Genomic DNA, 24178 nt, shown 5'->3' on the forward strand with positions numbered 1-24178 from the left:
TCAGACCGGCGCGGCTTCCTCGATTGCCAACGATTCATCGGCCCGATACTGACCGGGTGTCATGCCAAACCAGCGGCTACAGGCTTTGTTGAAGCTGCTGTGATCATGAAAACCAAGGAGATACGCGACATGCTTCATGTTGAAGTGAGAATGGCGCAGGTAGAAGTCGGCCAATTGCCGGCGCACAGCGTTCTGCACGTCCTTGAATTGCGTCCCTTCCTTTTCCAGCGCGCGTTGCAGTGTGCGCTTGCTGACGTTCAATGCCGCCGCGATCGACTCCATATCGCATTGCCCCTGGCCCTGACTCAAGCGCTCGGTAATCAGCGCGCGAATCCTGCCGACGATGCAAAAACCAAACAGCAGATCCAGTTGCGCCTCGGCAAAACTGTCATGCAGCACCGCCAGCGCTTCGTTGGCCATGCTCAACGGACGCAGCAGCTCCTGCCCATCAAACAAAATGCTGTCGTAAGCCGCGTCGAAACGCAGGTCGCAGCCAAACAACCGTCGATGCTCGGAGGTGTCTTCAGGTTCGGGATAGGTGAACTCCACACTCAAGGGTTGCGGTGAGTGACCGCCCGCCAGCTTACGGCAGAAGCCCAGCAACGAAGCCAGCGCTGCATCGGTGTATTGGCGAGGTTTGACCGAACCTTTTTGTTGATGATCGAGGCCGGAAAGTCGGTAACCCTGCTGTTCCGATGTAAAGAAAAGGCTGAATCCGGTGCCAATCAACGGACTGAAACGAACCAGGCGCTCAAGGGCTTTTTTCAGATTCAGGCTGGACATCATGGTGTAGCCGACGATCTGAAAGCTACCGGGGTGGAAGCTTCCATAGGCCTCCAGGCCGATGTCCGGATCGCCCGAGGCCTGAGCGGCCAGATCCCATAATCGATAAATCGCCCTTCGCTCGCAAAACGCTCCTGGTTTGTTCGCAAGCTTCATGTCTAGTCCAGCCTCCCGACACAGACTGGCAACATCCAGTCCTTGAGCCGAGAGCGTATTTACCAGCACGCTGGCATAGCCTGAACTCATTCTATACATGGCGTCCTCAATGACCTGTGGAACCGAACATCCTGTCCGGAGCCATAACTGATCTGCGATGAATCAAAGACTAACGGGTTCTTCAGTGGCCAATATTGATCCCAGTATAGGTAACTGGCGTTTTTCGCCACCCGTCATTAACCGGGGCATGGCACCGTTGGACACCAGACAGTCACTTCTCAACACTTCCGCACGCCCGGTCAATACCGAACAATCCCCCCATCTTGCAACGCAAAACAAAGAAAGGAAGGGATTGTATGAAGTCGCTTGGTCGTATTGCGTTGGTCACGGGTGGTATGGGTGGGATTGGCACTGCGATAAGCCAACGCCTGTACAAGGAAGGATTCAAGGTCATCGTCGGCTGCAGCTCGGATTCCGCCCGCAAGAACGAATGGATCGCCACCCAACTGGCGGCGGGTTATGAGTTCGAATGCATCTTCGGCGACATCACCGATTGGGAATCGACCCGCAAGGCCTTCGAGATGGCACGAGAGCAATTCGGCCCGATCGATGTGCTAGTCAATAATGCCGGCATCACTCGGGATGCCTCCTTTCGCAAACTCACTCCAGAAGACTGGAACGCGGTGATCGGGACCAACCTCAGCGGCCTGTTCAACACCACCAAACAGGTGATTGAAGGCATGTTGGCCAAGGGTTGGGGTCGGGTCATCAACATTTCGTCGATCAACGGTCAGCGCGGCCAATTCGGCCAGACCAATTACAGCGCGGCCAAAGCCGGCATCCATGGCTTCACCATGGCACTGGCCCGGGAAGTCTCGGGCAAGGGCGTGACCGTCAATACTGTATCGCCCGGCTACATCCAGACCAGCATGACCGCGGCCATCCGCCCGGACATTCTCGACACCATGATCGCTGCCACACCGGTGGGGCGCCTTGGTCAACCCGAAGAAATCGCTTCGATCGTCGCCTGGCTGGCGTCCGATGAATCGGCCTACAGCACCGGTGCCGACTTCTCGGTCAACGGCGGCATGAACATGCAGTAAGCCTGTCAGGGCATGTATGCCCTGCTCCCGCGCCACAGAATTTTGATGAGGTCATGCATGAACGAAGTCGTAATCGTTGCCGCTACTCGCACCGCCATTGGCAGTTTTCAAGGTTCACTGTCCGCCATTCCAGCCACCGAATTGGGCGCGGCGGTGATTCGTCGCCTGCTCGAACAGACCGGGATCGACGCTGCGCAGATCGATGAAGTCATCCTCGGTCAGGTGCTGACTGCAGGCTCCGGGCAAAACCCGGCACGCCAGACCGCGATCAAGGCCGGCCTGCCCCATACCACCCCCGCCCTGACCCTGAACAAAGTCTGCGGTTCAGGCCTCAAGGCGGTCCAGCTCGCGGTCCAGGCGATCCGTTGCGGCGACGCCGAACTGGTGATTGCCGGCGGTCAGGAAAACATGAGCCTGGCGCCCTATGTTCTGCCCAAGGCGCGCACCGGTCTGCGTCTGGGTCATGCGCAACTGCAAGACAGCGTGATTCAGGATGGTTTGTGGGATGCCTTCAACGACTACCACATGGGCATCACTGCCGAGAATCTGGCGAATCAATACAGTATCAGTCGCGAAGATCAGGACGCCTTTGCCGCGGCCTCGCAACAGAAAGCCGCCGCGGCCATCGAGGCGGGTTACTTCAAAGGTGAAATCACCCCGATCCTGATTCCCCAGCGCAAGGGCGAGCCGCTGGTCTTCGACACCGACGAACAGCCGCGTCCGGACAGCACGCTCCAGGCACTGGGCAACCTCAAACCCGCGTTCCAGAAAAACGGCAGCGTCACCGCGGGCAACTCGTCGACCCTCAATGACGGCGCCGCCGTGTTGATGCTGGCAAGCGCCGCCAAAGCCCTGGCGCTGGGCTTGCCGGTGCTTGCGCGCATCAAGGCCTATGCCAGCGCCGGAGTGGACCCGTCGATTATGGGCATCGGCCCGGTGCCCGCTACCCGTCTGGTCTTGACCAAAGCTGGCTGGAGCCTGGACGACCTGGACCTGATCGAAGCCAACGAAGCGTTCGCCGCGCAGTCACTGGCCGTCGGCAAGGAACTGGGCTGGGACATGAACAAGGTCAATGTCAATGGTGGCGCCATTGCCCTCGGGCATCCGATCGGCGCATCAGGCGCGCGGATTCTGGTGTCGCTGGTACATGAACTGATCCGTCGCGATGGCAAAAAAGGTCTGGCCACCTTGTGCATCGGTGGCGGCCAGGGCGTCAGCCTGGTCATCGAGCGTTAGAAACACAGGCTGGTTGGTGACGCGGCGCCGAAGTCCGGCGCCGCGGTTTTTTTCTGCCCGGTTTTATTCATGTGGGCAAGGAGTTCCATGGACAACGCGCATACCTTAAACACACTCTGGTCGGGCCAGGTTCCGTTCATTGCGTCCTTTGCAGTGCAACAATTAAAGCTTTGGGTCAGCACCAATCCCTGGTTTACCGGGCAGGATTACAACGCCTGGTTCGAGCTGCCACGCGAAACCCTGGACAGCCTCCAATCGGACTATCAGCAACAATGGTGTGAACTCGGCCAGCGTCTGTTGACCGGTCAGCCCTTCAGCTTCGAAGATCGACGTTTCGCCAGCGGCAACTGGAGCCAACCGCTGTTCGGTTCCCTCGCGGCGTTTTATCTGCTCAATGCCGGTTTTCTGCTGAAGCTGCTCGATCAGCTGCCGATCGACGGCAAGAAACCGCGTCAACGCTTGCTCTATCTGGCGGAGCAAGCCATCGCCGCCGGCGCGCCGAGCAATTTTCTGGCCAGTAACCCCGATGCGCTGCAACGGGTCGTTGACACCCAAGGAAGCAGCCTGCTCACAGGCCTGATGCACCTGGCCAGCGACCTGCAGGAAGGCAAGATGCGCCAGTGCGACGCCGGCGCGTTCAAAGTGGGCGTCGACCTGGCAAACACCCCCGGTGAAGTGGTCTTCGAGAATGAACTCTTCCAGCTCATCCAGTACTATCCGCAAAGCGAAACCCAGTACCGGCGCCCGGTATTTATTGTTCCTCCGTCAATCAACAAGTACTACATCCTCGACCTGCGCCCCGACAATTCGATGGTTCGCCACCTGCTGCTGCAAGGCCACCCGGTATTTCTGATGTCGTGGCGCAACTTCGACCAGGAACATGCCGGCACCACCTGGGATGACCTGATTGAAACCGGGATTATCAAAGGCCTGCAGCTGACCCGTGAAATCAGCGGCGAGCAACGGCCCAATTGCGTGGGATTCTGCATTGGAGGTACGTTGTTGAGTTCGGCGCTGGCCGTGTTGGCGGCCCGTGGCGACAAAGAGATCGCCAGCGTAAGCCTGCTGACCACCTTCCTCGACTACCTCGATACCGGCCCCATCGACATCTTCGTCGACGAGCAATTGGTGGCTTATCGCGAGCGCACCATCGGCGGCCTCAACGGCCCCATCGGCCTGTTCAAGGGCGAGGACATGGGCAATACATTCTCGCTGCTGCGCCCCAATGACTTGTGGTGGAACTACAACGTCGACAAATACCTCAAGGGGCAAAAATCGATACCCCTTGACCTGCTGTTCTGGAACAACGACAGCACCAACCTGCCCGGGCCGATGTACTGCTGGTACCTGCGCCATACCTATCTGCAAAACGATCTGAAATCCGGCGAACTGGATTGCTGCGGGGTCAAGCTGGACCTGCGCGCCATCGATGCCCCGGCGTACATCCTCGCCACCCATGACGACCACATCGTGCCATGGAAAAGCGCCTACGCCAGCACCCAGCTACTGTCTGGAACCAAGCGTTTCGTGCTCGGCGCCTCAGGGCATATCGCGGGGGTGATCAACCCACCGGCCAAGGAAAAACGCCATTACTGGACCAACAATCGCGTCACCAAGAACCCTGAAACCTGGTTCAAGAATGCCCAGCAGCATCCGGGCAGCTGGTGGAACGACTGGTTCGTCTGGCTGGCCGAACACGCCGGGGAACGCCAGCCTGCAGTGCTGAGCACCGGGAACGCGCAATACCCGGCACTTGAGTCGGCTCCGGGGCGTTATGTGATGCAATGACAGGAACCCGTACGGGTAAATGGGCGGCTCAACTATCTACACGCAAAAAAAATCCCGTGACCGAATGAGGCACGGGACAAAAATGGGTTGGTTGCGGCCAACCAAAGGAGCATTTTTAAAAGCGGTTACCGGTTACAGGCATTCCTGCGCGGCACGTTCGAAACTCGAAGGCATGAAGTTCGATGCCAGCAAGTGGCGCTCATACAAAAACACCTTGCCGCCCTTCGGGGCCTTGTAGGCTTCGAGAACGTTGTCTGCCGCGACTTTGCTCGGCACCACGATCCGGTAGCTGCGCTGGGTTTGCGAGACCGTCGGGTTCAGTGCGCTGCCCTGCAACTTAGGTATCACGCAGTCGGCGTACTCGGCAGGCGTTTTTTTCGTCTGGAAGGTCAGCGTCGGGTCGTTCGGTGCGGAGGCGCAACCGGCCAGCAGCAAGGTGGCGAAAGCCATGACAGGAACAAATAAAGGGCGCATCGGTGAAGTCCTGAAAATAAAAAGTCTGGTTCATTGAGCAGCGTCTTCGATGGGGGCGATTTTCCGCCTTTGCCCAACAAACCAGAACTTGCGTTTCTCGATTGTCACTATTACTTGAACCGATAGTTGCGCGGCGCTATCGCGGGTCAGCTCCTGACGGTTTCAGGAAGCTTGGCGATCACCTTGATCTCGAACTCAAAGCCATACAGCCACGTGACCCCGACAGCAGTTAACGTCGGGTGCGGTGCGTTACCCCAGAACTCCGGCACAACCTTCCAGATCCTCTCGAACTTCTCTTGCGGATCGACGATGAAGACCGTTATGTCAATCACGTCGTCGAAGGTGCAACCGGCAGCGACCAGGATCGCGTTCAGATTGTTGAACGCGAGCCGAACCTGCGTCTCCAGGTCGGGCTCGGGTGAGCCGTCTTCGGTGCTACCGACTTGCCCCGAAACGAATAAAAAGCCATTGGAACGGATAGCCGGCGAATAGCGATTGCGCTCGTAAAGCGCTTGGCGTCCGGGCGGAAAAACAACATCACGCTTGGTCATACAGTGCCTCCTTCAACGGATCAAAGCCGACCCGCAATTAATGATGAAAGAGACTTTAAGGACTTGTGCCTGCCCGATAAACGAGCAACTGTAGACATCACTGTTTGTAAAACCCAAACAATCCAATAGATATCCGGGGCAGAAATGGACCGTTTCGATGCGATGCAGGCGTTTGCTCGGGTGGTGGAAACGGGCAGCTTCACCAAGGCGGCCGAAACACTGCATATGAGCAAGACGACTGTGACGCAATTGGTGCAGCAGTTGGAGGCCCGGTTACGCGTCAAATTACTCAACCGCACGACGCGCAAGGTCAACGTAACGGCCGACGGCGCCGTCTATTACGAGCGCGTCGTGCGGTTGCTAGCCGATATGGACGATGCCGAGACCAGCCTGTCCAGCGCCTCGGCCCTGCCCCGGGGCCGGCTGCGAGTGGATGTGCCCAGTCCGTTGGCCAGCATGATTCTGGTGCCGGCGTTGCCTGCGTTTCATGCTCGATATCCTGACATCCAGATCGACATGGGCGTCAGCGATCGCATCGTGGACATGATCGATGAGCATGTAGATTGCGTTGTGCGCGGCGGCGAACTAACCGATCAGTCTCTGATGGCCCGGCGGGTAGGCGAGCTCCAGCTTGGAGTTTATGCGGCACCGAGCTACCTGGAACGCCTCGGTACGCCGTCGCATCCGCAAGAGCTGGAAGATTCGCATCATCGTGTCGTCGGTTTCCTGTGGGCACGCACAGGCAAAGCCGTGCCTTATGCCATGCGCAGCAACAGCGAGAGCGTCCATATCAAGGGGCGCTACGTGCTGGCGGTCGACGATGGCAATGCCTACATCGCGGCCGGTCTGGCCGGCCTCGGAGTTCTTTGGCTGCCAGACTACATGTCCAAAACCTACGAAGCACGCGGCGAGTTAGTCCGTTTGTTCGAGGATTGGCGCCTTGATCCGATGCCGATCTACGTGGCCTTTGCGCCGAACCGGCATATCAGCTTCAAGTTGCGCGTATTCATTGATTGGGTCGCTGAGCTGATGGCACAGCATGCGCCTATCATGATTCGTGAGGCGTCGGGAATCTGACCTGGATAAAACCAAGCCCCGCCATAAGCGGGGCTTGATGTATTTCACACGGCATCAGGGTTTACGCCCGCCGCCGGGAGTTTGCCCTCCTCCTTTTTTGTCTGCGTCAGACATTTTCTCTCTGTCTTCGACCAAGTTGCCTTGGCGCCCCGCTCCCTGTCCACTGCCGGGACGATTGGTATCGCTGGATTGACGGCCCCCTGAGGCCTGTCCACCTTTTTTGCCAGCGTCGGAGGGACGTTGCGGATCATTCATCATCCCGCCGCCCGACTCCCCGCCTTTTTTGCCGGCTTCTGAGGCTTTTTGAGGGTCGTTGGCAAAATTGCCAGGGTTCTTGTTACCGGTGTTAGCCATTTTCGTTCTCCTCATTGTTTCTCGCGAACCTTTCTAGGCTCGTCTTATTCCGAGGTTTTCCTGGATTGAAAGTTTGAACTGATGCGGCATTCTTGCGACCAACGGATTAGGGTTATTAGTTCCGGAAAACTCCTGCCGCGGCGACTAATGGGGGTGAGTCAAAAGAGTATAAAAATGGGCTTTGCTTATACAAATTCATGAAAGAAAAGAGCGGTGAGGTCTGGCATCATTCAAGCAGTTGCACTGAATCATCAGCTCTCTAATTTATCCTGTATGGAGGTACGTCGATGACAGAGCACATCGTCCACTTTCATTGCCAGATTGATCAGGGCACGATGGAACGCTTCAGGGACTGCTGCCTCGACGCCATCGACCAGGGCGCCTCCTCCTTGCTGCTGAATCTCTCCACCAGCGGCGGCAGCACCAACTTCGGCTTCGCCCTCTACACCTTCCTCAAATCCCTGCCGGTGCCGCTGTGCGCGATCAATGCCGGCAACATCGAGTCGATGGGCATTATCATGTACCTGGCCGCCGGCCGACGGATCACCGCGCCCCATTCGCGGTTTCTGATTCACCCGATGAATTGGTACTTCCCCCAAAGCTCGGTCGACCATCAACGCCTGCGCGAATACCTCTTGAGCCTGGATAACGACCTCGCGCGTTATGTGCAAATCTTTGCCCTGGAAACCGCCAACGCGGATACCAAACTGGACATTTTTCATTGCCTTTCAGCGGAAGAGAAGGTCATTGCGGCGCATGAATCCCTGGCCTACGGAATCGCCCACGAAATGCATCAGATGGTGTTTGCCGATAACGTCAAACACTGGAAAATCAGTGGCGGCTGACGCACGTTCGAGACGGCCCCGATACCGATACGTCAGGTGCCCGGAATGGGATGAATATCCAGGGGCATTCCGTCACTCAATGTGAGTTTCAAATCCTTGATAGTGCCGGCCACACGGTCCTTGAAAACCGGCTCGCCCTCGGGATCAAGTACATCGTAGATAAAGCGATTGCCCTCAAGCCAGCCGATGGCCGTTTGCAGTTCGGGCGTGAGGTAATACTTGCCGTCCAGAAAAAAACCGGCAAACGGTTCTACCCTTTCGCGGTTCTCGATTTCGTAGCGCACACCTGAGGTCATGCCTGTGGATTCATCAATCATGATGCGTACCTCGTCATGGTTGTTTCAAGGCGTCGACAAACCGGGCTCGACGGGACGTCTGTGCCTCAGACCTCCCGTCGAGCCCGGATACCAGTCAAGAAGTTCCCAGCCCACGGGACAGATCGGCCGGGGTTTCGGACGCGGTCTTGCGCATCTCGCCCGTTTCTCCCGCGATTGCCTCGTGGGGCTCTGTGGTTTCCATCACCTTTTCGCGCACCGCCTCATAGCCCTCCCGTGCTTGCTGTTTGACCTTGCTGGTGAGGCTTGCGCTGGTCCTGCCCAGATAACGGCGCTCCGTCGCGGTGGTTGGTAGCGCAGCGCCCAGCAACGCTCCCACCGCTATACCCATCGCCGCCATCAGCAGTGGTTGCTCCTTGAGCAGATGACTGAACTGGTCGCCCATTTCATGAGTCCTGCGCGTCAGGCGATCAGTAGTGTCATGGACGGTGTGACTGAGCTGATCGGTCTTCGCATGCAGGCTGTCGCTCAGGTGCGCGGCCTTACCCTTGACCGCCTGATAGCTGTCCTTGAGCGAATCAGTGGTGTCGCGCAGACGCTGTCGCGCGCTGTCCAGCCCCTCAGAGAGCCCTTCACCCAAGTCATCGGCCCAGTCGATATCCGGCTCCGGCTCGACGCGATATTCCCTGGTCGTTGGCGGACGGTTCTGGCTCATCATCAACCACATCAGCCCGACCGAGGTCAGCACCGCGGGCACGGGATTGTTGCGCACGCTGGTGCCCAGATTGGTCAGGAAAGTCGAGCCGTTGCTTTGCATCATCAGCAGCGCCTGATCAAACATCTGGCCGGGGGTAAACTTGCTTTCTAGCGCGTCGACGATATGCCCGATGTTTTCCCGTTGCGCATCGATTTCACGCTCGATGGTTTCCGGACTCTTGGCCGCTTCGGTTTCGAATTCTCGCTTCATGACACTTTCCTCCGCAGGGCTTCCTGGTCTTTATTCAGCGCGTCCAGGGTGCGATCAGGCTTGAAGTGGGAAGGCTCGAATTGTTTTTTGCCTGCCTGCAGCATCACGAACCCGATGACCATCACCACGACGCCAACAATCAGCGCAGCCAGCCAGGGCGCCATCACCAGGCTCAAGGCATAGACCACCGCCATCAGCACAATGATGAACCCGGCGAGCAGCACAATGGCGCCGCCGGCTACCCCGGCAATCCCTGCTTTCAACGTCGTCAGGCTGGCCTGCAATTCCACCTTGGCCAACGCCAGCTCCTTGGTGAATAACGCCGGTACTTCCCGAGTCAACTGCCGCAATAAACCAACCACGGAAGCGTCATGATCAGCCGTCGTGACAGACGGTGTGACGGGTGGTGTGGGTTGCAGTTCTGGATCGTTTCTGTTCATCACCGTTCTCCTGTGAAGGGGCTGGACCCCGGCATTGAGGAACTGTCGCCACGATGGTCGGGCGCGCTCGGCGAGGACGGCGTGATGCCAGTGGCCAAGCCGGGAGACAAATCGCCTGCGGATGGCATCGATGTTTCATAAAGTCCTTGCGAGCCATCGCCAGTGAACGTGGGTGTGCTGCTTTGGGCCGCGAACTCACGATCGGTTGTTGTCGGCAGGGTCGTCGTGCCCGCTTTCAGGAACCGCGACAGACCGAACCCCACCGCGATGCTGCCGACAATGAATAACCCCGGATTGTCACGCGCCAGATCAGCGCCATCGTGCAGAAGTTCTTCGGCACTTTTGCTGCGCAGTTTTCCCGCCAGGCTGCTCATGCTCTCGGCCATGTCCGCCAGGTAATCGGACATCCCAAACGTATCGTTCGTCCGGATCTCGGAAACGACTGACTGGGCGCCTCTGGCCAATGCTTCAATCTGGTCCGCTGCGGTATCGCGGTACTGGCCGAACTGCTCATCGGCCTGATGCCGCGCACCGCCTATCGCGTCGGTAACCTCCTCCTTTAAATGCTGAAAGTTTTGTTCGGAGCCTGCGGGATCCCGAGGGGCATCCGGTTGTCCGGTTCTGCTGTCTGGAATAGTCATGTCATCCCTCGCCTTCGTAATGAACACGTCAGGAAGTGGCCGCGGTATGTCCGCGGTGGTGCTTCATTGCAGATGACGAGGGTGTCTGGCGGGGAGTTCCAAGCAGATGATGAAGTGATAAAAAACGCGCTCGCGGGAGCGGAACCTGTGGGAGCGGGCTTGCTCGCGAAAGCGATGTGTCAGGCGACATCAATGTTGAATGTGACGCCGTCTTCGCGAGCAAGCCCGCTCCCACAGGATTGCGTTTCATTGACTGGGTGGATGCATCTCGCAACAAAAACCTGCTAAGTTGTACGATGACAGACGAGACGCCTATCTCTCGTCTGTCATCTCCATAACAACAAGGAAAATACCCATGAAAAAAACGAAATTGCTTATCGGCTTCTTGTGCCTCTTCAGCGGCTATGTGATGGCAGCCCCCTCCTCGGGCGAAAAGGATGTCGCCGTAGCGGTAGACCATCTGACTCAAGCGATGCTGCACAAGGATATTCCCCAGCTGAATGCGCTCACCGCTGAAAACCTCACCTACGGCCATTCCAGCGGGAAAATCCAGGACAAGAAAGCGTTCATCGCCGACATCGAAACCGGAAAAAGCGCTTTCAAGACACTGGAGATGCAGGGCCAGACCATCACACTCTCAGGTGATGTGGCATTGGTCCGGCATCATTTTTCGGCACAAGCCATCAAGGGTGAAGAGATCGTCCCGACGGAAATCGAGAACTTCCAGATCTGGCAGAAACAGAAAGGCAAATGGCTACTGGTCGGACGACAAGCGTTTCGTTTCTGAAATTGAGGGTGTCGATGATCGTTCCCACGCTCTGCGTGGGAATGCAGCCGGGGACGCTCCGCGTCCCTTCCGGAGCCGAACGCGGAGCGTCCGTTGAGGCATTCCCACGCGGAGCATGGGAACGATCTACGTGGGGATTCTTGAGCTGCTCCTAGGGCAAAGCATCATCAAACCGGCTCGCGAAGCCCTCAATCATCCTCATGCAATTTGATGCCGCGTTTATGCAGCACGTACGGAACCAGCAACACCAGCAGCGTCAGCACCAGGAGCGAAGCCGCGATGGGTTGCGTCACAAATATCATCCAGTCGCCCTGGCTGATGGACAAAGCATTGCGCAGTTGTTTTTCCGCCATCGGGCCCAGCAGCATGCCGACGATCACCGGGGCGACCGGGAAATCGAAACGGCGCATCAACACCCCCGCCCAGCCGATGCCCAGCATCAGAAACAGGTCGAAAGTCGAGTGGCGCATGCCGTATACGCCGATGGTCGCGAACACCAAAATGCCGGCGTTCAGGTACGGTCGTGGAATCTGCAAGAGTTTGACCCACAGGCCCACCAACGGCAGGTTCAGCACCAGCAGGATGGCATTGCCGATGTACAGCGAGGCCACCAGCGTCCAGACCAGTTCACCCGAGGTCTGGAACAGCAGCGGCCCCGGTTGCAGGTTGTAGTTCTGGAACGCAGCCAACAAGATCGCCGCCGTGGCGGAGGTCGGGATGCCCAGGGTCAGCAATGGCACCAGAGAACCGGTCGCGCTCGCGTTGTTGGCCGCCTCCGGCCCGGCGACACCTTCGATAGCGCCCTCGCCTTTGCTGGCGGCAAACTCTTTCGGGTACTTGCTGAGTTTGCGTTCGGTCGAATAAGACAGGAACGTCGGAATTTCCGCACCACCGGCCGGAATCGACCCGAAGGGAAAACCGATCAAAGTGCCCCGTAGCCACGCGGGGATCGAGCGTTTCCAGTCGGCGCGGGTCATCCACAACGAGGTCAGGCGATGTCGGCTGCCCGTTTCTTCCTTTTGGTAGAGCACGCTATACAGGGCCTCACCGACGGCAAACAAGCCGACCGCCACCAGCACCACTTCGATGCCATCGACCAGTTCGGGCACCTCCATGGTGTAGCGGGCAATGCCCGAGGTCGAGTCCAGGCCGATCAAGCCGATGGTCAGCCCGATGCCCAACGAGACGAAGCCGCGCAGCATCGACGCACCGAGCACCGCCGACACCGTGGTGAAGGCCAGCACCAGAATCGCGAAATACTCCGCTGGCCCGAACTTCAGCGCCAACGTCGCAACAAGAGGGGCGAACAAGGTCAGCAAGATCGTCGCAATGGTACCGGCCACGAATGAACCGATAGCGGCCGTCGCCAAGGCCGGGCCCGCCCGCCCGTTGCGCGCCATGAGGTTGCCTTCCAGGGCCGTGACCATGGAGGACGACTCCCCCGGGGTATTGAGCAGAATCGAGGTGGTGGAGCCGCCAAACTGAGCACCGTAATAGATACCGGCAAACATGATCAGCGCCCCGGTAGGATCGACTTTGGCGGTGATCGGCAGCAGCAAGGCCACCGTCAGCGCCGGCCCGATTCCCGGCAAAACACCGATCGCGGTGCCCAGCAGGCAGCCGATAAAACCCCACATCAGATTGATCGGCGCCAACGCGGCACCGAAGCCGCTTGCCAGACTCGAGAGAATGTCCACCTTGTCGACCTCCTACGGCCCGGATCAGATCCAGGCGTTGATCAAGGGCGGAAGGGAAACCCCTAGCCCGGCGGTGAAAAGCCAGTAAATCGGCAGCGTCAGGGCGATGCCGATGGCCAGGTCCCGCACCGGGCTACGACTGCCAAAACCCCGTGCCGAACAGGCAAACAGCAATGAGGCGGCCAATACGAAGCCGATGTAGGTAATGAGCAAGGCAACGCCCACAAGCCCCGCCGTGACCCAGGTCGCCCCGGCCTTGCCGCCGGGCTGAGCCTGGGTGGTTTCGTGATCGTCGCCAAGGTTGCGAAAACCACCGGTGAGCGCCTGATAGCAAATCAACAGACCGACGACGCCCAGAAACGCCGCGACGGCGTAGGGGTAGACGTACGCCGCCATGATGACGAAGCCCATCTCGGGAGGAAACCGCGAGGCGCCGAACGCCAATACCGCGCTGATGGCGACGACACTTAAGCCAATTGCCAGTTGGGTCGGCATGACTTTCCAGCGCCCGGCCATCTCAAAGCAGCCCGACCTTGACCAGCATCGCACGCAGGCGCCCGTGCTCTTCTTCGACGAATTTACCGAAATCATCCCCGGTCAGAATGCTTGGTGACCATGCATTGGTTTTTACGTTTTCTTGCCAAACAGTGCTTTTGGTGGCGGTCAGGACGGCTTCGGTCAGTTCTTTGCGCTGTTCAGGCGTAAGGCCCGCTGCGCCGTAAACGCCACGCCAGTTGCCGATCGTCACGTCATAGCCACTTTCTTTGAGAGTCGGTGCATCGATGCCTTCTACACGTGTGGGCGCGCCGATGGCGAGTAAGCGGAATTGTTTGGACTGGACGTATTTGGCAAGCTCGGCGTAGCCGCCGGTGATCACCGTGATGTGGCCCCCCAGCGTCGCGGCGACGACCTCGCCGCCACCGGCGAAGGCCACGTAATTCACCTGGTTGACGGGGACGTCCATTTTGCTCGCCAGTTCGGCGATGCCGATGTGGTCGATCGACCCCTTGGAGCCGCCACCCCATTTGATACTGGCCGGTTTGGCTTTGAAGTCTTTGAGCAAGTCGTCCAGGGTTTTGTACGGGGAGTCGTCACGCACGGCAATCACGTTGTATTCGGTAAACAGCCGGGCGATCGGCGTCACGTCTTTCAAGGTGATTTGCGGTTTGTTCTGCTCGATGGCCGCGACCATGATCGCGCCGACCACGATCAGGGCATTGGCGTCGCCCTTGGTGCCGTTGGCAAATTGCGCCAACCCCAGGGTTCCACCTGCCCCGCCCTTGTTTTCGAAGGTTGTGGACTTTGCTGTTTTCGCCTCGACCATGGCTTTGCCCAGGACCCGTGCGGTCTGGTCATAACCGCCACCGACTGAACCTGGGGCCATGAACTTGACGGTGTCCAGCGCAAAAACCGGTGAGGCGAGCGCGGCGGCGGTAACTAAAACGGCGAGGTTGCTGCTGAATCGACGGGCCAATGCAAACATGAGTCGTCTCCGGATAGCTGTTCTTGTTGTTTTCGATCAGGGAAGAGCCCCTGTTCGTTGAACATGCGTCTGGAATAAGCGTAGGTCATAGTTGTGTTTGTTGGGGCGCTTTCAATGGGGTTCCTAACGCAAGTCAATTATGAATGCAGAACCTGTGGGAGCGGGCTTGCTCGCGAAAGCGGTGTATCAGGTGACATCAATGTTGACTGTGCCGCCGTCTTCGCGAGCAAGCCCGCTCCCACAGGGATTGTTGCGTTGCCGGCCCCCTGTGTTCTACCGCGCAATAAATGGCGGAAGGCAGCCGGAGTCGAACCTGCCCGGGAACGGATGCCGTCCCCAACCGGGTTTGAAGCCCGGCCGCGCCACCGGGCGCGATTGCCTTCCTTGAACTCAGTTTGTTGCTGGCTGAGCCAGTGCATTGTCGAGCCGAATGTGGCGTCGGTCGCCAAAGCGTCGGGTCAGGCCGATTCGGTCGAAGTACTCCAGAATCTGAATACTGCGTTTGCGCCCCAGGCCCACGGCATCGCGAAACGCGGTGACCTGTATCACCGGGTCATCGCTGGCCAGTTGCACCAGCATAGCCGCCAATCGACGCACCAGCGTCTCGGTATAAAACAAGTCACGAACCACTTGATGCACCAGCCCCAGCCGCGCCATCTTGCGCAGCAGCATGCGCACGGCAGCCTCTTCATGGCCCGTCGCTTTTGCCAGATCACGCACCCACGGCGGATCGAAACCCGCTTGCTCAAACAGCGGCTGTAGCTGTTGCCACAGGGTTTTGTCGTCCTCGCTCAAACGCACTTGATGATCGGGCAAATGCAGCCATGGGCCGCTGGCGACGATCGCGCCGCTGGCCAGCAATTCATCGAGCAGACTGATAAAGGTCGGCCGCTCCAGCGCGGTGCCGGCGAAGCGACGCAGGCGATCCCTGTCTGGTCCCATTTGATCCGGTTCCAGTTGATGAAAGCGTGCGAGCTGTTCTAGCAGTGGCGCTTTCAGGGCTTCCCAGCGGGCAGCGCTGAACAGCAACGGCCCCTGCCGCGTATCGATCAAGCGCACGTCATCGGTCAACACCCACGTGTTGCGCGGACAGTTGAACTGGCGTTCCAGGCGTTGCGGATCGAGCCCTGTGTCGCTGTTGGCCAGCAGCGTCGGCAGTGCGTCTTCCAGACTGGTCGTGGTGGCCAGCGCTTGTAGCTGCGCCAATCGCTCGGGGCTGCGGCGGTGTCGGGCCGGGGCGAACGGGTCGAGCACCCGGCCACCGCCGAGGGTGCGTTGGGCGCTTTGATCGCGCAGGATCAAACGGTCGCCCTTCACCGCCAGCACCGGCGCATTCACCAGCAGTTGCGCGAACATCTGCTCACCCGGTGCCAGGCTGGCGCCCTCCAGCAAGGCCACGCGCCCGGTCACGTCCTGAGTACCGAGATGCACATGCACTGGTTGAAAGTGCTCGAAACTTCGCGCTTCGCTGGTCAGCAAGGTCATCTCGATATCCAGACGCTGGGTCGGCGCATGCAGCCACTCGGCCAACAGCCAGTGGCCACGGTGAATTTGCTCGAGGGCCAAACGCTCGGCACTCAGGTTCAGCGCGACTCGTTGCCCGGCCGTCGCGCTGTCAGCCGCCTGATTCTGCGCATGCAGGCCTCGCACCCGCACGGGTTTGCCCAGCGGACTCAACATCAGCGTATCGCCCACGGCCACCTGGCCAGACAACGCGGTGCCGGTCACCACGATACCGGCGCCGGCCACGCTGAAAGCCCGATCAATCGCCAGGCGAAAACCGCCGCGGGTACTGCGTTGAAGCACCTCATGCTGCGCCTCCAGCAATACCTGACGCAGTGTCTCGATACCCTCGCCGGTCACACTCGACAGGGCAATTTGCGGCGCGTCGGCATAAGGTCCGGGCGCCAGTAATGCTTCGATCTGCTCACGGACTGCCTGCACACGCGCCGGATCGACACGGTCGCATTTGCTGATGGCGACCAGTGCCCGAGGGATGCCCAGCATTTCGACAATTGCCAAATGTTCGCGGGTCTGCGGCATGACGCCGTCATCAGCCGCCACCACCAGCAACACCAGATCAATGCCCTGCGCCCCGGCCAGCATGTTGTGGGTGAAGCGCTCATGACCGGGCACGTCGATAAAACCGGTCAGGGCGGCGCCCGGTTCCAACGCCGCGTAGATATAGCCGAGGTCGATGGTCATGCCGCGTTCACGTTCTTCCCGGCGACGGTCGCCGGCCTGGCCGGTCAGTGCCTGGAGCAAGGAGGTTTTACCGTGATCGATGTGCCCCGCCGTGCCGACAATCACCCGTCCCGGCCCTCCTCCTGCAATTGATCGAGTTGAACCAGCCACGCGGCTTCGTCGTCGAGTTGGCGCAGGTCCAGCCAAAGCGCATCGCCGTCGATGCGCCCCAGCACGGGAATCGGCAGCCGACGAAACGCGGCCTCCAGCCCCAGCAATCGCCGCCCGCGCAGACGTTTGGAAACGTTGGGCCGCAGGCATAACGCGGCGCTGGGCAGTCGCGCCACCGGCTGGCTGCCGCTGCCGATCATGCCCAGCGCCGCCACCGCGCTGACGCTCCACCCCTCACCCAACACCTGCGCCAGTGACGGTTGCAGGCGTTCGGCCTGGGCATGAATGTCGGCTTGGGGCCGGGTCAGCAGACGCAGACTCGGCAGGCGCTCGGCCAGTCGATCAGGATCGCGGTACAGCATCAATACCGCTTCGAGGGCCGCGAGAGTCAGTTTATCGACCCGCAATGCACGCTTGAGCGGGTTCTTCTTGATCTTGGCGATCAGGTCTTTGCGCCCGACTATCAACCCGGCCTGGGGACCGCCGAGCAATTTGTCGCCGCTGAAAGTGACGATGTCCGCACCATCGAGCAACGCCTGACGCACCGTCGGTTCGGCGGGCAAGCCCCAGCGAGTCAGGTCTAGCAGGCTGCCGCTACCGAGGTCTTCCAGCAGCGGCAGCCCGTGACGGTGAGCCAGCTCCGCCAATTCAGCCGTCGGCACCCGGGCGGTGAAACCTTCGATGGAATAGTTGCTCGCATGTACTCGCATCACCAGGCCACTGCGCGGGCCAATCGCAGCCTCGTAATCGCGGGCATGGGTGCGGTTGGTGGTGCCCACTTCGTGAAGCCGCACCCCGGCCCGGGCCATGATGTCGGGGATGCGGAAGGCACCACCGATTTCGATCAGTTCACCACGGGAAATGATGCCTTCCTTGCGTGCGCCCAGGCTGTTGAGCGTCAGCAACACGGCGGCGGCGTTGTTGTTGACCACGGTCACCGCTTCGGCACCGGTCAGCTCACGGATCAGGCCTTCGATCAAATCATCCCGGTCGCCGCGCTTGCCGCTGTGCAGATCGAATTCCAGATTGAGCGGATAGCGGGCAGCCAGTTGAACGGCTTCGATAGCCGACTCCGGCAACAACGCTCGACCGAGGTTGGTATGCAGCACCGTGCCGGTGAGATTGAACACCCGCCGCACCTGACTGCGATGCTGGTTCGCCAGACGCTCACCCGCCCTGCCCGCCAATACATCGGGGGCGATTTCAACGGCATCGAGTTCACCCTTGAGCACCGGTTCGCGCAAGTCATCGAGCAGTTTTCGCAAGCCGGCTAGCAGCGCGTCACGCCCGTAACGCTCGACCAGTGGTTGGCAGGCGGGATGGCGCAGCAAGCTGTCAATGGAGGGCAGCCGCAAGGTGTGGCTGGCGGAAGGTGCGGACATCAGAGCTCCCGGAAACGAGTGACCGTCGCGTCTGAGTGTAGCCGCTGAGTTCACGGCTCAAAGGGAAAGGCTCAGTCGCCTCCCGGTGCCAGCATTAGATTGGGCGACAGGCGCTGGTAGCCTTCCTGCTCCAGGCGCATGTCCAGCATCAGGCTGGACAGGTCTGCCGAGAGCGCTTCGGCTTCGGCATCGTTTTCCAGGTAGATCAGTTTCAGATAGCTGTTGCAGCCGGGGCAGACTTCCGCCCGCAGCGGTGCCTGATTGGCAGCATGCCGGTCATCCTCGAAGCTGACGTATTGAAGCCCCTTGCTCTGTTCGCAGTACACGCATTTGACCCGCACCGCATGCCATTCGCAGGCGCACAACGAACACACCAGATAACGCAAACCGTTGTATTTGCCCCGATGGCGAATCACCCCGGCCATCGCCGGCGAACCGCAGGCCGGGCATTGGCTGAGGCTGTCGCCGCGTTTGAGTTCAAGGTTGGGTGAACTCAGCAGCCAATGGCTCCAGGCCGCTTGCAGCGCTGCACCGAGGAACGGCACCAGTTCTGCCGGCAGCATTGAATACTGGCCGCTGACCAAGGCAATCGCCCAGGCTTTGAGCTGCCCCGGGTTGGCACTGCGCAACGTCGCCACGGCGTTTTCTACCGCTGGTTGTGGCGGTGGCTGATAGCGTTGCAACAAGGCTTCAAGAAAGGGTAGCCAAACATTTTCACGCACCAGACTGTCGGCGGCGAACGGTGGCAAGCCATGTTCCACGCACACCCGAAGACGTTCGGGATCGGGCATGGCGGCCACGGGCGGATCGTCCATCAGGTGCTGCTGAACGTGACACAGTCCGGCAATCAAGCGCAGATAGTCCGCCATGGGATGCCCATCGGCCAGGCGTTCCAGACGCAGCGCGCGCAAGGTGAACAGGTTGTTCGGTGGCAGGTACAGAAACGGCGGTGAACTTGCCGCCGCTTCTATCTGCCCAGGCTCAAGGATCGTGGCCAAGGGGTCATCCTTTTTTGCTGATCGGTCGCTCAGGCGTCTCGTCTCGGGTCACTTCCTGGTACCAGAGCTCATGGTGTCTTCTCGCCCAGGCGCGGCTGACCCGACCACGCACCATGGCGTGGACCGAGCCGCGAATCCAGATACCGGCATAGACGTGGACGATGATGCTCAGCACCAGGATGAAGCCCGCCAGTGCATGCAGCAGCATCGCCCAGCGAATACCGGTGATGCCGAAGTACGCGCTGAACCAGGCACGCCAGATCACCAGCCCGCTGAACAACAGCACCAGCATGCAGATCAGCAACACCCAGAACAGCAGCTTCTGCGCCGGGTTGTACTTGCCGATCGGCGGCACGCCCTCCTCTTCGTTACGCATGACAGTCCCGACGCGCCTGAGCCACAACCGGTCGTTGGCGCTGAAGTAATTCGCCCGCCAGAAACTGAACACCAGGCCGAGGAACAGCACAAACATCGCCACGCCCATGTACGGATGCAGAATGCGCGTCCACGAACCACCGCCAAACAAGTTGCTGAGCCAGAACAACCCCGGATGAAACAAGGCCAGCCCCGACAGCGCGGCCGCGAGAAACAGAATCGCCACCAGCCAGTGATTGGTGCGCTGGTTGGCGGTGTAGCGCAGGATCGATTTGTCGTTCATGGCCTGTCCTCCCCGCCGGGTTTCGTCGGATCAAAGGTGTGCACCGATGGATCGAACTCGTGCACCGCCGGGTCGAGGGTGACTGGATGTTCGTCCTCCTCGACCAGTTGTGGCCCGACACGCACGTAATGGAAGAACCCGGCCAGCACCGCCGCGCCCATGGCCAGCAACGCCAGGGGTTTGCTCAGGCCTTTCCACAGGTCCACCAGCGGGCTGATCGCCGGGTGATCCGGCAACCCGGCATACAACCTGGGCGTGTCGGCATGGTGCAGCACATACATGACGTGGGTGCCGCCGACACCTGCGGGGTCATACAAACCGGCATTTTCGAAACCGCGACTCTTGAGGTCGACGATACGTTCGGCGGCGTGTTCTTTCATGTCTTCCTTGCTGCCGAAAACGATGGCGCCGGTCGGGCAGGTTTTTACGCAAGCCGGTTCCAGCCCCACCGCCACCCGGTCCGAGCACAGCGTGCATTTATAAGCCTTGTGATCCTTTTGCGAGATACGCGGAATGTTGAACGGGCAACCGGTGATGCAATACCCGCAGCCGATGCAGTGGTCCTGATCGAAATCGACGATGCCGTTGGCGTGCTTGATGATCGCGCCGGGGCTCGGGCATGCCGCCAGGCAGCCGGGCTCGGCGCAGTGCATGCAGCCGTCCTTGCGAATCAGCCATTCGAGGTTGCCAGCGTCGGTTTCATGCTCGGTGAAGCGCATCAAGGTCCAGGTGTCTGCGCTGAGGTCTTGAGGGTTGTCGTAAGTGCCGAGGTTGTGACCGACGTCGTCGCGCAACTCGTTCCATTCCGAGCAGGCGACCTGGCAGGCCTTGCAACCAATGCACTTGGTGGTGTCGATCAGCTTGGCCACTTCCTCTTGCGTGCGCACCGAGGGCGGCATCGTGGTGGTGGCCGAACGGGCGATGATGTCTTGGCTGGCCATTTAGACTTTCTCCACGTTGACCAGGAATGACTTGGATTCCGGGGTCTGTGTGTTGCCATCGCCGAGGAACGGCACCAGGGTGTTGGTCAGGTAACCGTGACGGGTGGCGCCGGTGAAGCCCCAGTGCAACGGGATACCGATCTGGTGCACCACCTGATTGTTGACCTGCAGCGGACGAATCCGCTTGGTCACCACCGCCACCGCTTCGATATGCCCGCGCTTGGAACTGACCCGCACCCGGTCACCGGCCGCAATGCCTTTCTCCTTGGCCAGCACCTCGCCGATTTCGACAAACTGCTCAGGCTGAGTCACGGCATTGATCGGGCAATGCTTGGTCCAGAAGTGGAAGTGTTCGGTCAGCCGGTAGCTGGTCGCCGCATAAGGGAAGTCCTTGGCCTGCCCGAGGGTGTCCCAGACGGAATCGAAGACCCGTCCGGCCGGGTTGCTGGTCGCCTGCTTGTTGTTGGGGTGCATCGGATTGATGCCAATGGGCGTCTCGAACGGTTCATAGTGTTCCGGGAACGGTCCTTCGTTCATCTTGTCGAGGGCGAAGAAACGCGCCACGCCTTCGGGGTTCATGATGAACGGGTTCATCCCGGCTTCCGGCGGCACATCGGCCTTGTAGTCGGGCACATCGGTGCCGGCCCAGACCTTGCCGTTCCACCACACCAGCCGTTTGTTTGGGTCCCACGGTTTGCCTTGAGGGTCGCAAGAGGCGCGGTTGTAGAGAATCCGGCGATTAGCCGGCCAGGCCCAGGCCCAGCCCAGGTTCTGCTTCATGCCGAAAGGATCGCTGTTGTCACGCCGGGCCATGTTGTTGCCCTGCTCGGTCCAGCTCCCGCAGAAGATCCAGCACCCGGACGCCGTGCTGCCATCGTCCTTGAGTTGGCCGAAACCGGACAGCTGCTGACCAGCTTTGACCACCGCGCCCGAGGCGTCAGTGACATCGGCGACGGCGTAGCCGTTGAATTCCCGGGCCAGCTCTTCCGGCGTCGGATCATCCGGTACCTTGTAGGGCCAGTCGAGCTTGAGGATCGGCTCGGCCCAGGCACCGCCATTGGCCTGGTAACGCTTGCGCAGGCGCAAGAACAACTCGGCCATGATCTTCACGTCCGTGCGCGCCTGCCCCGGGCCATCGGCACCCTTCCAGTGCCATTGCAGCCAGCGACCGCTGTTGACCAGCGAACCGTTTTCTTCGGCGAAACAGGTGGTGGGCAGACGGATGACTTCGGTCTGGATGCTGGCCGTTTCCACGTCGTTGTAAGGACCGGCGTTGCGCCAGAACTCCGAAGTTTCGGTGGCCAGTGGGTCCATCACCACCAGCCACTTGAGTTTGGCCAGCGCCTTCATCACCCGGTTTTTGTCCGGCAAGGCGGCGATCGGGTTGAAGCCCTGGCACATGTAGCCATTGACCTCGCCCTTGCCCATCATGTCGAACATTTTCAGGATGTCGTAGCCGGGAATGTCCAACTTGGGCAACCAGTCGTAACCCCAGTTGTTCTCGGCGGTGGCATTGGCGCCGTACCAGGCTTTCATCAGGCTGACGTGAAACTTGCCGTAGTTCTGCCAGTAGGACATCTGCCCGGGACGCAGCGGCTTGAGTGCGCGCTTGGCGATGTAGGCGCTGTAATCCTGTTCGGCCTCGGCCGGCAGGGTCAGGTAACCGGGCAGCAGGTTGGACAGCAAGCCCAGGTCGGTCAGGCCCTGGATGTTGGAGTGCCCGCGCAGGGCGTTGACGCCCCCGCCCGGCATGCCGACGTTGCCCAACAGCAGTTGCACCATGGCCGCGCTGCGGATCATCTGCGAGCCGGTCGAATGCTGGGTCCAGCCTAGCGCGTAGAGAATCGTCATGGTTTTGCCCGGTTGCGAGCAGGTGGCGATCTCTTCCCAGATTTTCTGCATCGCGTCCACGGGCATGCCGCAGACCTGACTGGCCAGCTCCAGGGTGTAGCGGCTGTAATGCTGCTTCATTAATTGGTAGACGCAGCGTGGGTCTTGCAAGGTCGGGTCGACTTTGGCGAAACCGTCTTCGCCGATTTCATAGCCCCAGCCAGACTTGTCGGTGTAGATGCGCTTGCTCGCGTCGTAACCGCTGAACAAGCCGTCCTCGAAACCGTAGTTGGCCTTGACGACGAACGACACGTCCGTATAGGCACGCACGTATTCGTGCTGGATCTTGTCTTCAGTCAGCAGGTAATTGATCAGCCCGCCCATGAAGGCGATGTCGGTGCCGGTGCGGATCGGCGCGTAATAGTCGGCCACCGAGGCGGTACGGGTGAAACGCGGGTCGACCACAATCAGCCGCGCCTTGTTATGGGCTTTGGCTTCGGTCACCCATTTGAAACCGCAAGGGTGCGCTTCGGCGGCATTGCCACCCATCACCAGAACCAGATTCGCGTTGGCGATATCGGTCCAGTGGTTGGTCATGGCACCACGGCCATACGTCGGGGCAAGACTTGCCACCGTCGGGCCATGTCAGACACGTGCCTGGTTATCGAACCCCAGCATACCGAGACTGCGAATCACCTTGTGGGTGATGTAACCCGCTTCGTTGGACGATGCCGAGGCCGCGAGGAACCCGGTGCTCAGCCAGCGGTTCACCGTTTGCCCCTGAGCGTTCTTCTCGATGAAGTGGGCGTCGCGGTCGGCCTTCATCAAGTCGGCGATGCGATCCAGCGCTTCATCCCAGGAGATTCGCGTCCACTCCGTGGTGCCGGGCTTGCGCACCTGCGGATACTGGAGACGGCTGGGGCTGTGAATGAAATCGAGCAGGCCTGCGCCTTTGGGGCAGAGGGTGCCGCGATTGACGGGGTGGTCGGCATCGCCTTCGATGTGGATGATGCTCTGGGCGACATTCTTCGCATTGTCGCCCTGGCTGTACATGATCAAGCCGCAACCGACCGAGCAATACGGGCAAGTGTTGCGGGTTTCATGGGTATGGGCGAGCTTGAAATGACGCACTTGTTCGGCGAAAGCGGGCGTCGGGGCCATGCCCAGCGCGCCGAGGCTTGAGCCCGCAAGGCCGAGACCAGCGACCTTGAAGAACTGACGACGGTTGAGGTCCATCGTGCACTCCTGATCAGGTGGAAACCCGGTACATTGGCCGGGTTTTTCTGGACGATCACGGTGACGGCAACGGAACTACCGCCACTTTAAACTGTAGACAATGCTGTTTTGTGCTGTGTGA

The 24178-nt window shown here is 59.8% G+C and carries 23 protein-coding genes and 1 tRNA gene; 6 read left to right on the plus strand and 18 right to left on the minus strand.

Going from position 1 to position 24178, the window contains the following annotated elements:
* Positions 1–1038: an AraC family transcriptional regulator gene (locus IB250_RS14850; protein ID WP_192344644.1), complete on the minus strand. Its 1038-nt coding sequence runs from the start codon at positions 1036–1038 to the stop codon at positions 1–3.
* Between the two features lie 257 nt (positions 1039–1295).
* Here IB250_RS14850 and phbB point away from each other — a divergent pair, with 257 nt between their 5' ends.
* The 3 genes from phbB to phaC all read left to right on the plus strand — a co-directional run bounded on the left by phbB (position 1296) and on the right by phaC (position 5066).
* A complete protein-coding gene (gene phbB / locus IB250_RS14855) occupies positions 1296–2042 on the plus strand; it encodes an acetoacetyl-CoA reductase (protein ID WP_192344645.1) in 747 nt (248 codons plus the stop codon).
* A 57-nt stretch (positions 2043–2099) separates the two neighbouring features.
* Positions 2100–3278, plus strand: a complete 1179-nt coding sequence (locus IB250_RS14860) for an acetyl-CoA C-acetyltransferase (RefSeq protein WP_192344646.1) — start codon at positions 2100–2102, stop codon at positions 3276–3278.
* Positions 3279–3365: 87 nt separating this feature from the next.
* Positions 3366–5066, plus strand: coding sequence for a class I poly(R)-hydroxyalkanoic acid synthase (gene phaC, locus IB250_RS14865; protein WP_192344647.1), 1701 nt, complete (start codon positions 3366–3368; stop codon positions 5064–5066).
* Between the two features lie 132 nt (positions 5067–5198).
* Here the strand turns inward: phaC and IB250_RS14870 are convergent, their stop codons facing one another.
* Positions 5199–5540, minus strand: a complete 342-nt coding sequence (locus tag IB250_RS14870; RefSeq protein ID WP_192344648.1) for a hypothetical protein — start codon at positions 5538–5540, stop codon at positions 5199–5201.
* Positions 5541–5686: 146 nt separating this feature from the next.
* Positions 5687–6091 carry a RidA family protein gene (locus tag IB250_RS14875; protein ID WP_192344649.1) on the minus strand — a complete coding sequence of 135 codons (405 nt, stop codon included), beginning with the start codon at positions 6089–6091 and terminating at the stop codon, positions 5687–5689.
* 144 nt (positions 6092–6235) lie between these two features.
* Between IB250_RS14875 and IB250_RS14880 the strand changes: the two genes are divergently transcribed.
* The gene (locus tag IB250_RS14880) at positions 6236–7168 is read left to right on the plus strand and encodes a LysR family transcriptional regulator (RefSeq protein WP_192344650.1); all 933 of its coding nucleotides are present in this window, start codon (positions 6236–6238) and stop codon (positions 7166–7168) included.
* A 54-nt stretch (positions 7169–7222) separates the two neighbouring features.
* Here the strand turns inward: IB250_RS14880 and IB250_RS14885 are convergent, their stop codons facing one another.
* On the minus strand, positions 7223–7522 hold the full coding sequence (locus IB250_RS14885; protein WP_123494700.1) for a general stress protein: 300 nt from the start codon (positions 7520–7522) through the stop codon (positions 7223–7225).
* A gap of 287 nt (positions 7523–7809) precedes the next feature.
* Between IB250_RS14885 and IB250_RS14890 the strand changes: the two genes are divergently transcribed.
* Positions 7810–8367 (plus strand): ATP-dependent Clp protease proteolytic subunit, encoded by a 558-nt coding sequence (locus tag IB250_RS14890; protein ID WP_123494699.1) that lies wholly within the window; start codon positions 7810–7812, stop codon positions 8365–8367.
* 32 nt (positions 8368–8399) lie between these two features.
* On the opposite strand, the gene IB250_RS14895 is transcribed toward IB250_RS14890, so the two are convergent.
* The 4 genes from IB250_RS14895 to IB250_RS14910 form a co-directional block, all read right to left on the minus strand.
* Positions 8400–8684 (minus strand): hypothetical protein, encoded by a 285-nt coding sequence (locus IB250_RS14895; RefSeq protein ID WP_192344651.1) that lies wholly within the window; start codon positions 8682–8684, stop codon positions 8400–8402.
* Between the two features lie 94 nt (positions 8685–8778).
* A complete protein-coding gene (locus IB250_RS14900) occupies positions 8779–9609 on the minus strand; it encodes a DUF3618 domain-containing protein (protein ID WP_192344652.1) in 831 nt (276 codons plus the stop codon).
* Positions 9606–10049, minus strand: a complete 444-nt coding sequence (locus IB250_RS14905; RefSeq protein ID WP_123494695.1) for a phage holin family protein — start codon at positions 10047–10049, stop codon at positions 9606–9608. Before IB250_RS14905 ends, IB250_RS14900 begins: the two co-directional genes overlap by 4 nt.
* A complete protein-coding gene (locus tag IB250_RS14910; protein ID WP_192344653.1) occupies positions 10049–10690 on the minus strand; it encodes a hypothetical protein in 642 nt (213 codons plus the stop codon). Before IB250_RS14910 ends, IB250_RS14905 begins: the two co-directional genes overlap by 1 nt.
* A 355-nt stretch (positions 10691–11045) precedes the next feature.
* Between IB250_RS14910 and IB250_RS14915 the strand changes: the two genes are divergently transcribed.
* Positions 11046–11477, plus strand: a complete 432-nt coding sequence (locus tag IB250_RS14915; protein ID WP_192344654.1) for a nuclear transport factor 2 family protein — start codon at positions 11046–11048, stop codon at positions 11475–11477.
* A gap of 188 nt (positions 11478–11665) precedes the next feature.
* Here IB250_RS14915 and IB250_RS14920 read toward each other — a convergent pair whose 3' ends face one another.
* The 10 genes from IB250_RS14920 to fdnG all read right to left on the minus strand — a co-directional run bounded on the left by IB250_RS14920 (position 11666) and on the right by fdnG (position 24057).
* Complete coding sequence (locus tag IB250_RS14920; RefSeq protein ID WP_192344655.1) at positions 11666–13174, minus strand: tripartite tricarboxylate transporter permease; 1509 nt, start codon at positions 13172–13174, stop codon at positions 11666–11668.
* Positions 13175–13198: 24 nt separating this feature from the next.
* Complete coding sequence (locus IB250_RS14925; protein WP_192344656.1) at positions 13199–13690, minus strand: tripartite tricarboxylate transporter TctB family protein; 492 nt, start codon at positions 13688–13690, stop codon at positions 13199–13201.
* Position 13691: 1 nt separating this feature from the next.
* Positions 13692–14657 carry a tripartite tricarboxylate transporter substrate binding protein gene (locus IB250_RS14930; RefSeq protein WP_192344657.1) on the minus strand — a complete coding sequence of 322 codons (966 nt, stop codon included), beginning with the start codon at positions 14655–14657 and terminating at the stop codon, positions 13692–13694.
* A gap of 288 nt (positions 14658–14945) precedes the next feature.
* A tRNA-Sec gene (locus tag IB250_RS14935) sits at positions 14946–15041 on the minus strand.
* A gap of 6 nt (positions 15042–15047) precedes the next feature.
* On the minus strand, positions 15048–16967 hold the full coding sequence (gene selB, locus IB250_RS14940; protein WP_192344658.1) for a selenocysteine-specific translation elongation factor: 1920 nt from the start codon (positions 16965–16967) through the stop codon (positions 15048–15050).
* Positions 16964–18394 (minus strand): L-seryl-tRNA(Sec) selenium transferase, encoded by a 1431-nt coding sequence (gene selA, locus IB250_RS14945; protein WP_192344659.1) that lies wholly within the window; start codon positions 18392–18394, stop codon positions 16964–16966. The genes selB and selA overlap by 4 nt, the downstream gene beginning before the upstream one ends.
* Before the next feature lie 71 nt (positions 18395–18465).
* Complete coding sequence (gene fdhE, locus IB250_RS14950) at positions 18466–19392, minus strand: formate dehydrogenase accessory protein FdhE (RefSeq protein WP_192344660.1); 927 nt, start codon at positions 19390–19392, stop codon at positions 18466–18468.
* Positions 19393–19396: 4 nt separating this feature from the next.
* The gene (locus tag IB250_RS14955) at positions 19397–20050 is read right to left on the minus strand and encodes a formate dehydrogenase subunit gamma (protein WP_192344661.1); all 654 of its coding nucleotides are present in this window, start codon (positions 20048–20050) and stop codon (positions 19397–19399) included.
* A complete protein-coding gene (gene fdxH / locus IB250_RS14960; RefSeq protein WP_192344662.1) occupies positions 20047–20991 on the minus strand; it encodes a formate dehydrogenase subunit beta in 945 nt (314 codons plus the stop codon). Before fdxH ends, IB250_RS14955 begins: the two co-directional genes overlap by 4 nt.
* Complete coding sequence (gene fdnG, locus IB250_RS14965) at positions 20992–24057, minus strand: formate dehydrogenase-N subunit alpha (protein ID WP_192344663.1); 3066 nt, start codon at positions 24055–24057, stop codon at positions 20992–20994. It abuts the gene before it with no gap.
* Positions 24058–24178 lie beyond the last annotated feature (121 nt).

This window comes from Pseudomonas sp. PDM09 (genome assembly GCF_014852305.1).
GTDB lineage: Bacteria > Pseudomonadota > Gammaproteobacteria > Pseudomonadales > Pseudomonadaceae > Aquipseudomonas.